Origin of the sequence: Jiella pacifica, assembly GCF_010500815.1 — a bacterium.
GTDB lineage: Bacteria > Pseudomonadota > Alphaproteobacteria > Rhizobiales > Rhizobiaceae > Jiella > Jiella pacifica.
On record NZ_JAAAMG010000015.1, the window covers coordinates 58964 to 73445 of the forward strand.

General features: G+C 67.7%; 10 protein-coding genes and 1 pseudogene. 6 read left to right on the top strand and 5 right to left on the bottom strand.

All coding sequences use genetic code 11. The features are described 5' to 3' along the window. Positions 1-128 precede the first annotated feature (128 nt). The 4 genes from mnmG (at position 129) to GTK09_RS17490 (ending at position 4736) form a co-directional block, all read left to right on the top strand. Complete coding sequence (mnmG, locus tag GTK09_RS17475; RefSeq protein WP_163464818.1) at positions 129-1997, top strand: tRNA uridine-5-carboxymethylaminomethyl(34) synthesis enzyme MnmG; 1869 nt, start codon at positions 129-131, stop codon at positions 1995-1997. Beyond that, the gene (gene rsmG, locus GTK09_RS17480) at positions 1987-2781 is read left to right on the top strand and encodes a 16S rRNA (guanine(527)-N(7))-methyltransferase RsmG (protein WP_163464755.1); all 795 of its coding nucleotides are present in this window, start codon (positions 1987-1989) and stop codon (positions 2779-2781) included. The genes mnmG and rsmG overlap by 11 nt, the downstream gene beginning before the upstream one ends. Before the next feature lie 111 nt (positions 2782-2892). Continuing rightward, on the top strand, positions 2893-3678 hold the full coding sequence (locus tag GTK09_RS17485) for a ParA family protein (RefSeq protein WP_376768011.1): 786 nt from the start codon (positions 2893-2895) through the stop codon (positions 3676-3678). Between the two features lie 74 nt (positions 3679-3752). Continuing rightward, entirely contained in the window at positions 3753-4736 is a 984-nt protein-coding gene (locus GTK09_RS17490) for a ParB/RepB/Spo0J family partition protein (protein ID WP_163464756.1), read from the top strand. A gap of 47 nt (positions 4737-4783) precedes the next feature. On the opposite strand, the pseudogene GTK09_RS17495 reads toward GTK09_RS17490, so the two are convergent. After that, positions 4784-5181, bottom strand: a pseudogene (locus tag GTK09_RS17495) ((R)-mandelonitrile lyase). A 268-nt stretch (positions 5182-5449) separates the two neighbouring features. Between GTK09_RS17495 and GTK09_RS17500 the strand changes: the two are divergent. Further along, positions 5450-6418: an aldose 1-epimerase gene (locus tag GTK09_RS17500; RefSeq protein ID WP_163464757.1), complete on the top strand. Its 969-nt coding sequence runs from the start codon at positions 5450-5452 to the stop codon at positions 6416-6418. A 134-nt stretch (positions 6419-6552) separates the two neighbouring features. Here GTK09_RS17500 and holA read toward each other — a convergent pair whose 3' ends face one another. From holA to leuS, 3 genes are all read right to left on the bottom strand, one after another. Beyond that, positions 6553-7599, bottom strand: coding sequence for a DNA polymerase III subunit delta (gene holA, locus GTK09_RS17505; protein ID WP_163464758.1), 1047 nt, complete (start codon positions 7597-7599; stop codon positions 6553-6555). A gap of 222 nt (positions 7600-7821) precedes the next feature. Continuing rightward, the gene (locus tag GTK09_RS17510) at positions 7822-8406 is read right to left on the bottom strand and encodes a hypothetical protein (RefSeq protein WP_163464759.1); all 585 of its coding nucleotides are present in this window, start codon (positions 8404-8406) and stop codon (positions 7822-7824) included. Next, positions 8393-11014, bottom strand: a complete 2622-nt coding sequence (gene leuS, locus GTK09_RS17515; RefSeq protein ID WP_163464760.1) for a leucine--tRNA ligase — start codon at positions 11012-11014, stop codon at positions 8393-8395. The genes GTK09_RS17510 and leuS overlap by 14 nt, the downstream gene beginning before the upstream one ends. Before the next feature lie 417 nt (positions 11015-11431). Between leuS and GTK09_RS17520 the strand changes: the two genes are divergently transcribed. Then, positions 11432-12109: a YggS family pyridoxal phosphate-dependent enzyme gene (locus tag GTK09_RS17520; RefSeq protein WP_163464761.1), complete on the top strand. Its 678-nt coding sequence runs from the start codon at positions 11432-11434 to the stop codon at positions 12107-12109. A 136-nt stretch (positions 12110-12245) separates the two neighbouring features. Here the strand turns inward: GTK09_RS17520 and GTK09_RS17525 are convergent, their stop codons facing one another. Continuing rightward, on the bottom strand, positions 12246-14480 hold the full coding sequence (locus tag GTK09_RS17525; RefSeq protein ID WP_246217976.1) for a TonB-dependent siderophore receptor: 2235 nt from the start codon (positions 14478-14480) through the stop codon (positions 12246-12248). Positions 14481-14482: the final 2 nt, after the last annotated feature.

The window sequence follows — 14482 nt, forward strand, 5'->3', positions numbered from 1 at the left end:
CGGGTGGACTGCCGCCGCCTCGTGCTGACCTTGCCACCGTGTCCGCGCAGGACGTCCGCTTGAACTGACCCGAAGACGCAAAGACGATCATGACCGCCACCCGCGCCCCCTCCCCTGTCCCGGCCGCCATGCCCGCTCGCGCCGACGTGGTCGTGGTCGGCGGCGGGCATGCCGGCTGCGAGGCCGCCAGCGCCGCGGCGCGGGCCGGCGCGAACACGGTCCTCGTCACCCATCGCTTCGACACGATCGGCGCGATGAGCTGCAACCCTGCCATCGGCGGCATCGGCAAGGGCCATCTGGTGCGTGAGATCGACGCCCTCGGCGGGCTGATGGGCCTTGCCGCCGACCGTGGCGGCATCCAGTTCCGCATGCTCAACCGGAGCAAGGGCCCGGCCGTCTGGGGCCCGCGCACCCAGGCCGACCGCAAGCTCTACCGCGCCGCCATGCAGGGCCTGATCCGGGAGACGGAGGGGCTGACGGTGGTCGAGGGCGACGTCTTCGATCTCAAGCTTGATGCCTCCGGCGCCGTCTCGGGCATCGTATTTGCCGACGGCCGAAGCATCGCCTGTCGCGCCGTGGTGCTGACCACCGGCACGTTTCTCGGTGGGCTGATCCATATCGGCGATCGACAGATTCCCGCCGGCCGGATGGGCGAGGATCCCTCGCTGGGCCTTTCGGGCACGCTGCGCCGCCTTGGCCTGTCGCTGGGACGTCTGAAGACCGGGACGCCGGCCAGGCTCGACGGCCGGACGATCGACTGGGCGAGCCTCGACAGCCAGAAGCCGGACGAGGAGCCGGTGCCCTTCTCCTTCCTGACGGATCGCATCGACAATCCGCAAATCGACTGCGGCATCACCCGCACGACGCCCGAGACCCACGCGATCATCCGCGACAATCTCGCCCGCTCGGCGCTCTATTCGGGCAAGATCGAGGGTGTCGGGCCGCGCTATTGCCCGTCGATCGAGGACAAGATCGTCAAGTTCGGCGACCGCGACGGCCACCAGATCTTCCTCGAACCGGAAGGGCTCGACGACGACACCGTCTATCCGAACGGCCTGTCGACCTCTCTCCCGGAAGAAGTGCAGGACGCCTTCCTCCGCTCGATTCCCGGGCTCGAAAAGGTGGCGATCCTGAAGCCCGGCTACGCCATCGAGTACGACCATGTCGATCCGCGCGAGCTCGACCGGGCGCTTGCCGTCCGCAAGGCGCCGGGGCTTTTCCTCGCCGGCCAGATCAACGGCACCACCGGCTACGAGGAGGCCGGCGCGCAAGGGCTCGTCGCCGGGCTGAACGCAGCCCGCCTCGCCGGTGGATCGGAGCCGGTCGTTCTCGGCCGCGCCGACGCCTATATCGGCGTGATGATCGACGACCTGACGCGCACCGGCGTCACCGAGCCCTATCGCATGTTCACCTCCAGGGCGGAGTTCCGCCTGTCGCTCAGGGCCGACAATGCCGACCGGCGGCTGACGCCGCTGGCGACGGAACTCGGCATCGTCTCCGCCGATCGGGCCGAGCGCTTCTCCCGTGCCGAAGCTGCCTTCCTGGCGGCCCGAGCGGCGCTGGAAGCGGCGAAGCTCACTCCGTCCGAGGCGGGCCGGCACGGCATCGCCGTCAATCAGGACGGCCGGCGGCGGAGCGCCTGGCAGTTGCTCGCCCAGAGCGCCATCGAGCCGGACCGGCTGGTCGCGGTGTTTCCCGAACTCGCCGCCATCGACGAAAAGACCTTTGCGCGAGCGCGGATCGAGGCGGGCTACGACGTCTATCTCGATCGCCAGAAGAAGGATCAGGAGCGGCTGCGGAAGGACGAGGCGCGCGAAATCCCGGTCGATCTCGATTACACCGGCATTCCGGGGCTCTCCAACGAGCTACGCCAGAAGCTGACGGCCCGGCGCCCTGGCAACGTCGCCGAGGCCGAACGCATCGACGGGATGACGCCGGCAGCGCTTGCCCTCGTCCTTCTCGCCATCCGCCGGAGTTCACTCGCCGATGCGGCGTGATCGCTCGGGCCGCTCGCGTCCTGTGACCGGCGAGCCATCGAACCGGGCGACGCGGCCCGACGGCCGCAACTCCGTCGACCGATCCGTTACGAGCGCCTCGCCAGCCGCCTCCGATGCGCGGCCCCCGAAGCCGCTGGATCTTGAGAATATTGCACTGCAACAAGCTGCCGGCCGCGCGTGGCTCATCGACCATTACGCCGTTTCACGTGAAACGCTGGCGCGGCTCGACGCCTATGTGGCGATGCTGACCGACTGGCAGACGCGGATGAACCTCGTCGCGCCTTCGACGCTCGGCGACGTCTGGCGGCGGCACGTCGCCGACTCGCTCAGTCTCGAACGGCTGCTGCCGGAGTTTTCGCAGGCGGTCGATCTCGGCTCGGGTGGCGGCCTGCCCGCCCTCGTCATCGCGGCCTGCCGGCCGGAGAGCGCTGTCGACATGGTGGAGTCGAGCCGCAAGAAGGCGGCCTTTCTGGCGGCCGCGCGGACGGAAATGGGCGTCATGGGTACGGTCCATCCGGTACGGATCGAGACGGCCGGTCAAGTTCTCGGCCGGGCCGAGGTCGTCACCGCCCGCGCATTGGCGTCGCTGGACGATCTCCTGGCCATGGTCGCACCGCATATTTCACGTGAAACACGGTGCTTCTTTCAAAAGGGGCGCAGTCATGAACAGGAAATAGCGGCCGCGACTGCCAATTGGCGATTCACCATGATAATTCATGAATCACAGGTGGAGGCTGATTCGGTCATCCTCGAGGTCGCCGCCATCGCGCGGCGCCAAGGCTGAGACGGCCCTGCCGACGGGCGATGTCGCCATTCCCGACCTGCGGCGGGCGGGGGTGACCGATGCCGACACCTCAAAAGACTTGGAATTCAGCCGATGGACGTGGCGGAGCCTATGCGGATCATCACGATCGCCAACCAGAAGGGCGGTGTCGGCAAGACGACCACCGCCATCAATCTCGCCACTGCGCTCGCCGCGGTGGACAAGCGCGCCCTCCTGATCGATCTCGATCCCCAGGGCAACGCCTCGACCGGGCTTGGCATCGACAAGGAAGATCGCGAACTCTCCTCCTACGACGTCCTGAAGGAAGACGCTTCGATCAGTCAGGCGGCGATGCGGACGGCCGTGCCGAACCTGTCGATCATTCCCTCGACCATGGATCTTCTTGGCCTGGAGACGGAGATATCCGGCATCCACGGGCGGGCCTACCGGCTGCGCGACGCGCTGCATTTCCATCAGCAGGAAGGCGCCGATTACGACTTCGTTCTGGTCGACTGCCCGCCCTCGCTCAACATCTTGACCATCAATGCCATGGCCGCCGCCGATGCCGTCCTGGTGCCGCTGCAATGCGAGTTCTTCGCCCTCGAAGGCCTGTCGCAGCTCTTGCAGACGGTGGAGCAGGTGCGCGACAGCCTCAATCCGATGCTCGGCCTGCACGGCATCGTCCTGACCATGTATGACAGCCGCAACAATCTCGCCGCCCAGGTGGTCCGGGACGTCCGCTCCTATATGGGCGAGCATGTCTACGACACGGTGATCCCGCGCAACGTCCGGATCTCCGAGGCGCCTTCCTATGGGAAGCCGGCGATCCTCTACGACCTCAAATGCCCCGGCAGCCAGGCCTATATCCAGCTCGCCTCCGAGGTGATCCGGCGCGAGGAAAGGCTCGTCGCCGCGTGAGCCGGACGGACGGGACGGGGACGGGCGGCGAAGCGACGAACAAGGCGGTGCAGACGGAAGATGGGAAGAGGCCAATGACCGAAGACAGATCGCGCCAGAGACTGGGACGAGGCCTCGCCTCGCTGATCGGCGGCGGCGCCTCCGGCCCGTCCCGCCCGGTCCCGGGCTTCGATCCGCAGCCGGCTACTCCCTCCGTGGCGCCCGAGCGGTCGGTGCCGATCGCCAGCATCACCCCCAATCCGCACAATCCGCGGCGCTATTTCCGCGAGGACGAGCTTGCCGAGCTCGCCGCCTCGATCCGCCAGCACGGCGTCGTCCAGCCGCTTCTGGTGCGCCCGCTCGGCAGCGACAGGAGCCGGTTCGAGCTCGTCGCCGGTGAGCGCCGCCTGCGCGCGGCCATCCTGGCTGGGCTATCCGAGGTTCCGGTGGTCCTGCGGGAGCTGAACGACCGCCAGTCGCTCGAAATCGCCATCATCGAGAACGTCCAGCGCGCCGATCTCAACGCCATCGAGGAGGCGCTCGGCTATCAGTCGCTGATCGACGAGCACGGCTATACCCAGGCCGATCTCGCCGAGATCCTCGCCAAGAGCCGCAGCCACGTCGCCAACACGCTGCGGCTGTTGAAGTTGCCGCCCGAGGTGCGGGCGATGGTCGAGGAGGGCGTCCTTTCGGCGGGTGCCGCCCGAACGGTGGTCACCGCCGACGATCCGGTGACGCTGGCAAAGCGCATCGCCTCGGAGAACCTGTCGGTGCGTGAGGCCGAGGCGCTGGCGCGCGATCCGGCGGCGGCCGAGGAAACGCCGAAGCAGGCGGCCCGCCGCCGCGGCCGCAAATCGGCCGAGACCGCCGAAGAACCCAAGAGCGAGGCGATCCTCGGCTATGAGCGCCGGCTCCGCGAGGCGACCGGCTTCGACGTGTCGATCGTCGTTTCCGGCGGCCGGCCGGTGGTCCAGTTCGATCTCGACCGGGAGGCCGATCTGGAGGGGCTCGTTCGGCGCCTCGAGAATCAGGGCGGCTATACGGCGGGGTTCACCAGCCCGCGTTTGCGCTCGCTCTGAAGGCGGGCGCCCAGGGGCGGCTGCTTCTGCTCCCGTCTGCTTGCCCCCTACCCTGCCCGATAGTCCTCGTCGGAGACCTGCTCCAGCCAATCGACGGCGCTGCCATCGACGCGTTCCTGAATGGCGATGTGGGCCATGCCGGTGGTCGCCGTCGCGCCGTGCCAGTGCCGCTCGCCGGGTGGAAACCAGACGACGTCGCCGGCCCGGACCGTCTCTTTCGCCCCGCCCTCCCGGCGCACTCAGCCGCAGCCGTCCGTGACGATCAGGGTCTGGCCGAGCGGATGGGTATGCAGGCGGTGCGGGCGCCGGGCTCGAAGGTCACCCGCGCCATGGCAACGCGCGCCGGCTCCGGCGGGCTGATCAACGGATCGAGCCGCACCCGACCGGTAAAATATTCCGCGGGGCCTTCGCCCGATGGCGTATCGCCGATGCGCTTGATCTCCATGGGTCGTCGCTCCTGCTGTCGCGGCCGGAATGGGGCCGCCTGGCCATGATAGATAAGGCGCAAATGGCGGGAGACACTGGCCGCATCGGCGAGTGCATGACAGGATGATCGTCGGCGCGGAGCGGTGCGCGGCCGGATTGACCGATCTGGAACGGCCGACCCTTTATCGCCGCGGCGAGCAGCGGTGTCGGCGATCGGTCCGAGGCCGAAGGGCAGAGGTGAGGCCGCATGACGGCGCAAATGAACACCCGGGCGTGGAAATCGACGCATGACCGGAGCTATGACGCCGCCCGCGGCATCAAACCGTCAGCCTGACATGGCGGAAGCGACCGAGGCGGCCCGCACCCTCGCCCTGACGGCGGGCGAACTCTCTTTGAACGTCGCCCCGACGGTCGGTGGCGCGATTGCCGCCTTTTCGGTTGGGGCGGTGCCGATCCTCCGCCGGACGCCGCCTTTGGCCCTTGCGGAGCGACGCGCCGGCCTTTGCGGCTCCTATGCGATGATCCCCTATTCCAACCGCATCGCCGACGCCGCCTTCGACTTCGGCGACGAGCGGTTCCAGCTCGCGCGCAATTTCGGCGACAACCCGCACAGCCTCCACGGCAATGGCTGGCAGCGGGCCTGGACGGTGGTCTCGGCCGCCCCCGACGCGGCGGTGGTCGCGCTCGACCATGATCCGCAGGAGAGCGCGGCAAGGGCCGCGGAATGGCCCTTCGCCTATCGCGGCGAGCAGCGCTTCGTCCTGACGCCGCAGGGCCTCGCGGTCACGCTTTGCCTGGAGAACCGCGACGACCGGCCCATGCCCGCCGGCTTCGGCCTCCACCCCTATTTCGACCGACCGGGCGCGTATCTGCGCTTTGCGGCGAGCCGCGTCTGGCAGAGCGACGGGCGCGTTCTGCCGACCGGGCGCATGACCGTGCCGCAATCCTGGGACTGCCGAACGATGCGCCGGGTGGATGGTATCGGCGCGGTGGATCACTGCTTCGAGGGCTGGGACGGGACGGCCGAGATCGCCTATCCGGAGCGTCGCATACTGATCCGTATTAAAACCGATCCCGTGTTCGGCAAGCTGGTCGTCTTCCGCGCCGACGAACGCGACTTCTTTGCCGTCGAGCCGGTGAGCCACATGGTCGACGCGGTCAACCGGGTGGAAACGGGCGATCACGGGCTCCGGGTGCTGGCGCCGGCCGAGCGGATGGAAGGAACCGTCCGTTTCGACATCGAACGGCTCCCCTGATCCGAGGCTTCCTTACCTGGCATGATCGGCGACAGTCGGGCTTGTGGGTCGATCCCTCGCGCCAGGAGGCGGGGGGCAGGACGCCACATGTGGATGCCACGCGCTGACAGGCGCCCGGGCGCGAGGCCGCGGCCTCAAAGCCGCCCGCGGGCCCGCAACCTTGCGGCCTCCACCGCCGTGTCCATCAGCGTCTTGTGGGTGATGGTCAGCGCCAGGCCGGAATCCTTGCGGCTCGACAGGATGTCCGCCTCGATCGCCTGGACGCGGCGGTCGATCGCCGCCAGCGGCCAGGCATTGAGCGCCGCCTCCAGAGCCGGCTTGCGGCGGAAATGCGGGCGGCGGCGTTCGACCGCGCGGGCGACCGGCTCGCCATGCTTCTCGACGCTGTCGCGCAGCGCCTGCAACTGCTGGAAATAGCGCAGCAGCGCCTGATGCAGCTGGAAGGTCGCGGTGCCGGCCGTGGTCAGCCGGTCGATCAGATGCGGCAGGCGCTTGACCTCGCCGGAAGCGGCCGCGTCGATCGCTTCGTCGAGCGCGTCGGCCGAGACGTCGCCGACGATCGCCGCCACGTCCTCCTCGGTCACGGTCGCCGTGCCGAGCGCATAGAGGCAGAGCTTCTTCACCTCGCCGCGCGAGGCGATGCGGTCCGCCCCGAGCCGGGCCTTCAACGCCTCGCGGGCCTCCCGGTCCATCGACAGGCCCGCAGCGGACAGCTCCTCGTCGATCATCAGGTCGAGCGACCGACCCTCGTCCTGATAGCAGGGCAGGGCCATGGCGTGGCGGCCGCGCTCGACATGGGTGCGAAGCCCGGCGCTCTTCTTCAGATCGCCCGCCTCGACGACGATCAGCGTCTCGGCGAGCCGCGTCCCCGCCAGCTCGCCGATCGCATCCGCCAGTGCACGGCCGGCTCCGGCCCCCCGCACCCGGACGAGACGCTTGCCGCCGAGCAGCGACAGCGTGTTCGCCTCGTCATAGAGCCGGCCGATGTCCTTCTCGATCTCGTCGGCCGACAGGGTGACGGCGGAAAACGGGTCGGTCGGATCGACGCCGAAGGCCTTGGCGAGCTTGGCCGAACGCTCCGCGACGAGGCCGGTGTCCGGCCCGTAGAAGAGGACGACGGAGAAGGCGAAGTCCGGCCGATTGAGAAAGGCCTCGACTTCGCCGGCTTTCTTCTGGGCCATGGGGCGGGGTCCTTTCGTCGGCGATGGGGGCGGCAATCGAGCGGCCGGGAGCCCGCCCGTCGAGGGGGCAGGGGCTCGGCATGGCCCTTCGCTATCCTTGCGGCGGGGATGAACCAATGACGACGAAGCCGCTGCTTCGTCGTCACGCAAAGCCCTGCCGCACCCCGCGTTCGCATGTCGGATGAGGGGCGCCGCCATCGGCCTCGCGCCCGCTCCGGCTCCTCACCCCGCGCTGCGCGAAAGCGACGAGGCGATGGCGATTTCGAGCTGGGCGGCGAGCTGTTTGCTGGCCTCTTCGCGGGCGTTCTTCAGCGCCCGCTGGCTGGCATAGAGCTGCACCGTCTGATCGTAGGGGACCGTCGCCGACCGCTCGCCCGTGGCGACCACGACGCGGTCGGAAAGGCGGACCAGCCGATACTTGGCCCTTTCGACGTAGATCACCGAGCGCGAGACGCCATCGCTCTGCACGACCACGCCCCGGGCCTTGCCCGTCACCTCGAGATGAAGCTCGTAAAGCGGGTCGGAGACCGGTGTGCCGCGATTGAGGCGGAACAAAAGCTCGTTGCGCACCAGCTGGTCGGTGCGGGTATCGGCCTCGGTGATGGCGATGCGCCCGGCATAGGGCAGCCGCATGGCGCCGGCGCCGACATCGGTTCCGCCCACCCCGTGGGTGCCGTAGAGCGGCCCTGCGGTACAGCCGGCGAGGAGCGCGGTGCCGAGCAACGCCGCCACGAACGTCCGGCGCGGAGAGGGGGCGGACAGGCCGCCCTTCGGAGCGGCGCGACCGGCGCGATCAGACGACGACATTGACGATTCTCCCCGGCACCACCACCAGGCGTCTGGGCGCCTGGCCGGCCAGCGCGGCGACGACGAAATCGAGCGCCAGCACGGCCTTCTCGATGTCAGCTTTGCCGGCGTCCGCGGGCAGGGTCAAGTCGCCTCGCTTCTTGCCGTTGATCTGCACCGGGAGTGTGACCTGATCGTCAGCCAGAAGGCTCTCGTCGACCTGCGGCCATGGCGCCGAGGCTGCGAGGCCGGCGCCGCCGATCGCCGCCCAGAGGCTTTCGGCGAGATGCGGCATCATCGGCGCGACGATGCGTGCGAGCATCGACATGGCTTCGCGGGCGGCTCCCGCCTGGCTCCGATCGGCCGGGTTCACCTTGGCGAACGACGCCGCCAGCTCGTTGACGAGTTCGTGGACCCGGGCGATCGCCTTGTTGAAGGCGAGGCGCTCGATGTCGTCGGAGACGCCGGCGACGGTACGGTGGGCCGCCTTGCGGATCTCGAGGGCGAGGCCTTCACTGCCCGGTGCCGGAACCTTGCCGTCCGCCGGACCGAGCTTGCCGGCGGTTTCTGTGACCAGCCGCCACAGCCGCTGAACGAAGCGATGGGCGGCCTCGACGCCGGCCTCCGACCAGATCACGTCGCGGTCCGGCGGGGAGTCGGACAGGACAAACCAGCGGGCCGTGTCGGCGCCATAGGAGGCGATGATGTCGTCCGGATCGACGACGTTCTTCTTCGACTTCGACATCTTCTCGATGCCGCCGATCTCGACGGCGGCGCCGGTCGACAGGCGGGTCGCGACGCGCTTGCCGTCCGCCTCTTCGATCCGCACGTCCTCCGGCGGCAGCCATTCGCGGCCGTCCTTGTAGGTCTCGTGCACCACCATGCCCTGGGTGAACAGGCCCTTGAACGGCTCGTCGAGATCGAGATGGCCGCATGCCCGCATCGCCCGCACGAAGAAGCGCGAATAGAGGAGATGCAGGATCGCATGCTCGATGCCGCCGATATACTGGTCGACGGGGAGCCAGGCATTGGCCGCCTGCGGGTCGGTCGGCTCGTCGGTGTGAGGTGCAGTGAACCGCGCGAAATACCACGAGGAATCGACGAAGGTGTCCATCGTGTCTGTTTCACGTGAAGCATCGCCGCCGCATTGCGGGCAGGTGGCCTTTCGCCAGGTCGGGTGCCGGTCGAGCGGATTGCCGGGCTTGTCGAAGTCGATGTCGTCGGGGAGCTTGACGGGCAGGTTCTCGCGCTTCTCCGGCACGACGCCGCAGGCGGCGCAATGCAGGACCGGAATCGGGCAGCCCCAATAGCGCTGGCGCGAAATCCCCCAGTCGCGCAGGCGATAGTTCACCTTGCGGCTGGCCTGGGGCGCGCCGAAGAGCTCAGTCGCTTCCAGCTTCGCGGCGACGGCGTCGAAGGCCTCGTCCGGCGTCTTGCCGTCGAGAAACTGCGAATTGTAGATCGTGCCGTCCTCGACATAGGCCTTGTCCGCCACGGAGAACGCCACCGGATCCTCGTGGGGCGGCAGGACGACGGGTCTCACGGGAAGATTGTATTTGCGGGCGAAGTCGAGATCGCGCTGGTCGTGGGCCGGGCAGCCGAAGACTGCGCCGGTGCCGTATTCCATCAGGACGAAATTGGCCACATAGACCGGCACGCGCCAGCTCGCGTCGAGCGGATGCACCGCCTCGATCGTCGTCCTGTAGCCCTTCTTTTCGGCCGTCTCGATCGCTTCGGCGGTGGTGCCGGTCTTGCGGGTCTCGGCGATGAAGGCGGCGAGCTCGGGATCGGTCCCGGCGGCCTTCTGCGCCAGCGGGTGGTCGGGCGCGACCGCGATGAAGGACGCGCCGAAGAGCGTGTCCGGCCGGGTGGTGAACACCGTCACGTCGCTGGAGCCCTCGGGCGCGGTGCCCTCCGCCAGCGCCCAGCGCAGCATCAGGCCTTCCGACTTGCCGATCCAGTTCTTCTGCATCAGCCGAACCTTTTCCGGCCACTCCGGCAGCCGGTCGAGGGCGGCCGCGAGGTCGTCGGCAAAGTCGGTGATCTTGAAGAACCACTGGACGAGTTCGCGGCTCTCCACCTCGGCGCCGGAGCGCCAGCCCTTGCCGTCGATCACCTGCTCGTTGGCGAGCACCGTCATGTCGACGGGGTCCCAGTTGACCTTCGACTTCTTGCGATAGGCGAGGCCCTTGTCCAACATGTCGAGGAACAGCATCTGCTGGCGATGGTAGTATTCGACGTCGCAGGTGGCGAATTCGCGCGACCAGTCGAGCGACAGCCCCATCGATTTCAGCTGTTTGCGCATCGTGTCGATGTTCTGGTAGGTCCATTTCGCCGGATGGACCTTGTTCTGCATCGCGGCGTTCTCGGCCGGCATGCCGAAGGCGTCCCAGCCCATCGGGTGCAGCACGTTGAAGCCCTTCGCCCGCTTGTAGCGCGCCACCACGTCGCCCAGCGCATAGTTGCGCACATGGCCCATGTGGATGCGGCCCGACGGGTAGGGGAACATCTCCAGGACGTAGTATTTTTCGCCCGCCGCATCAGTCTTGGTCTCGAAGAGCTTCGCCTCGGCCCAGGCGGACTGCCATTTCGGCTCGGCGGTGCGGGGATTGTAGCGTTCGGTGGTCATGTCGGGCATCTCGTCGGAATGTCGGCGCGGGAGCAGGGAACGCTCCGTCTGAAAGCTCCGCAAGGGGTTATCCGGGCCTACGCGAAAGCGCAACGCCGGCCTTCCCAAGCCGCACTCCAGCTCGCATAAATGACGTCAGTGAAGGCAGAAGCAGAAGCGCCGAGGCCAGCCGGCGCTGCCGCGGAGGATGAGGCCCCGCGGCCGTGGCAACGGCTTTGTCTTCATTCGGAGTGACTGTGATGTGGCTCCTACCACTGACTGTCACGCTTAGAGTGAAACGGACCCGAAGCGGCTGGCTGGTCGAACTCCGGGTCCAGATCATCACCTGAGCGAGAGGCGTCGGGGCAATTGCCCCGGCGCCCACTCCGACAAGATAGAACGGAACTCTTTCCGCATCAAGAAAGCGCGACCCCAAGCATGACGACGACAGATCAACTCAGCGGCTACGACGACGTCCGGCAACGCATCGCCAAGGCCGCCGCAAGTGCCAACCGCCCCGCCGACGCCGTCACCCTCGTCGCGGTCTCCAAGACTCATGGCGAGGAGGCGATCCTGCCGGTCATCGAGGCCGGGCAGCGGGTGTTCGGCGAGAACAAGGTGCAGGAATCGCAAGGCAAGTGGCCGGCGCTGAAGCAGCGCTTCCCCGATATCGAACTCCGGCTGCTCGGGCCGCTGCAGTCCAACAAGACGGCGGATGCCGTGGCGCTGTTCGACGTGATCGAGAGCGTCGACCGGGATAAGATCGCCCGCGAGATCGCCAAGGAGATGAAGAAGCAGGGCAGGGCGCCGCGCCTCTACGTCCAGGTCAATACCGGCGAGGAGCCGCAGAAGGCCGGGATCATGCCGACCGAGGCCGTCGCCTTCGTCGAGCGCTGCAGGACGGAGCACGGGCTCTCCATCGAGGGCCTGATGTGCATCCCGCCGGCGGAGGAAAATCCCGGCCCGCACTTCGCGCTTCTGAGGAAGTTAGCCGGCGAAGCAGGTGTTGAAAAGCTGTCCATGGGCATGTCAGGCGACTTCGAGATCGCCGTCGAGATGGGCGCGACCTCGGTGCGCGTTGGCTCGGCGATTTTTGGAGCGCGGGATTACCGGTGAAGGCACACCCATGATTCTCCACGGCCGATCCTGGCCGAAGGCCGTCCGCGCCAGGCCGACGGTCCCGCTAAGCCCGACGCAACGGTGAGGGTGCGCCGGCTTTGCGGGAACCCCGGGAAAGCGGTTGCCGCGCCGTCTACCACGTATAACGCAGCGTTCCACGCACGGTGCGGCCGTCATTGTAGTAGGCGGTGTCGCTGAACGTATCGACATGGGCGACAGTGCGCTTGTCGAAGATGTTGGTGGCGTTGACCTGCAGCGTGGCGGTGTCGGTGATCTTGTAGGTCAGCGCCGCGTCGACCGTGGTGCGGGCATCGAGGTCGATCGTGTTGGCGTCGTCGGCAAAGCTCGGGCCGAAATAGCGCAGGCCAGCGCCGAGCGTCAGGTCGCCGAACATGCCTTCGCCGGGGATGGTGTAGTCGGCCCAGATCGAGGCGAGGTGCTCGGGCACGAGCTGCGGGCGGTTGCCGGCATTGCCGAGGATGTCCTCCTCGATCTCGGCGTCCCAGTAGGAATAGGCGAGGGTGAGGTTCATGCGGTCGTCGAGGGCCATCTTGCCCTCCAACTCGACGCCGCGGACATTGACCTCGCCGAGCTGATACTGCGCCGTGAAGTTCGGGTCCCACTGGGTGACGTTCGACTGGGTGAGGTCGAAGAGCGCCAGCGTGAACAGGGCGTCGACCGCTTCCGGCCGGTACTTCGCGCCGACCTCGTACTGCGTGCCTTCCTGCGGCTCTGCCGGGGCGGCCAGGAAGGCGCGGCTGGTGCCGATCGGCTGGAAGGATTCGGAGTAATTGGCGTAAAGCGATACCTCGTCGGTGGCCTTGTAGGTCAGGCCGAGCCGGGAGGTGAAGGCCTCGTCGGTGACGGCGTCGGTCCCCTGCGAGAGGAAGCCGCCGCCATAGTCGTAATCGTAGTCGTTGGTCTGCTCGACGTGATCGTAGCGGCCGCCGAGCGTCAGGATCCAGCGCTCGTCGATGGTCAGCTCTTCCTGGGCGTAGAGGCCGACGATCTCGATCTCGGTGTTGTCGATGAGCTGGCGGTAGGGGACGACGCAGCCGCGGCCGCAATGGCTCGGCTTGGTGATGTCGATCGGGCTCGCCGTGCCGTCGTCGCGGGTCTCGGTGATGTCGTAATGCGAATAATCGAGGCCGATAAGGGTGCGGCTGTCGAATAGGCCCAGCGACGCGTCATATTGCAGCTGGTTGTCGATCAGGAAGCTCTCGCTCTTGCCGTAGACGCCGAGGGAGGAGCGGGCGATGCTGCTGGAGCCTGAGACCAGGGGCGAGCCCGGAAAGACCGATTCGTAGGTGAGGTCGAGATTGGTGTAGCGGGCGTTCGAGCGGACCTCGAGGCCATTGTCGAAATCGTGGCTGAACAGCCAGCCGATGTTGAACTCCTCGGTGTCCATGGCGTCGTAGTCGCTCTCGCCCAGGAACGTATCGGGATCGATGCCCGAGCCGAAGGGGATGCCGTGGGAGGTGTTGCCTTCGCGCTTGTTGTAGTCGCCGAGGATGGTGAGGCTGGTGGCGGCGTCGGGACTCCATGTGAGGGCCGGCGCGACATAGAGGCGGTCGTCCTGGGTGAAGTCTTCGCCGTTGTTGCCGTCCTGCCATTTGGCGGTCATGCGGTAGGACCAGTCGCCGGTGGCCGTCAGCGGCCCGCCGAAATCCGTCCCGGTCTCGATGTGGCCGTCGCCGAAGCTGGTATAGACCTCGCCGAAAGCCTGGTCCTGCGGCCGCTTGCTGATGGCGTTGACGAGGCCGCCCGGCCCGTTCAGCCCGAACAGCGTCGAGGTCGAGCCCTTCAGGACCTCAAAGCGCTGGGCGCCATAGGGCTCGATCCGGCTGCCGGTGAAGTTCCAGTTCCGGTTCGGCAGGCCGTCGCGATATGTCCCGTAGTTGGACTGGTAGAAGCCGCGAATGAGATAGAAGTCGTAGCGGTCGTCCGAGCCGTAGATGTCGGAGGAAACGCCGGCGGTATAGGCGAGCACCTCGTCGAGATTGTCGACGCCGCGCTGGCGCATCTCCTCTTCGGTGACCACCGAGACGGCCGCCGGCACGTCGAGAATGGGCGTGTCGGTCTTCGAGCCGACGGCGGTATCCCCAGCGACGATGGTGGCGTCGGGACCGACGGCGCCGCCGGTTCCGCCGTCGATGACGACGGTGTCGAGGTCGATCTGGGTGACCGGCGCGCCGGCATCCTGGGCGAGCGCGAGACATGGCTGGATCAGGCCGAGCGCCGTCCCACAGGCGAGAAGGGCGGCCGTGCCGCGAGGCCGGCGCATGCCCCCGTGGCGGGCGGCATGCCCCGCCTTGCGCCCCCGAAATGACCTGTCGCCTGCCCTGGCCTGCCGCTCTTCATGTTCCATGA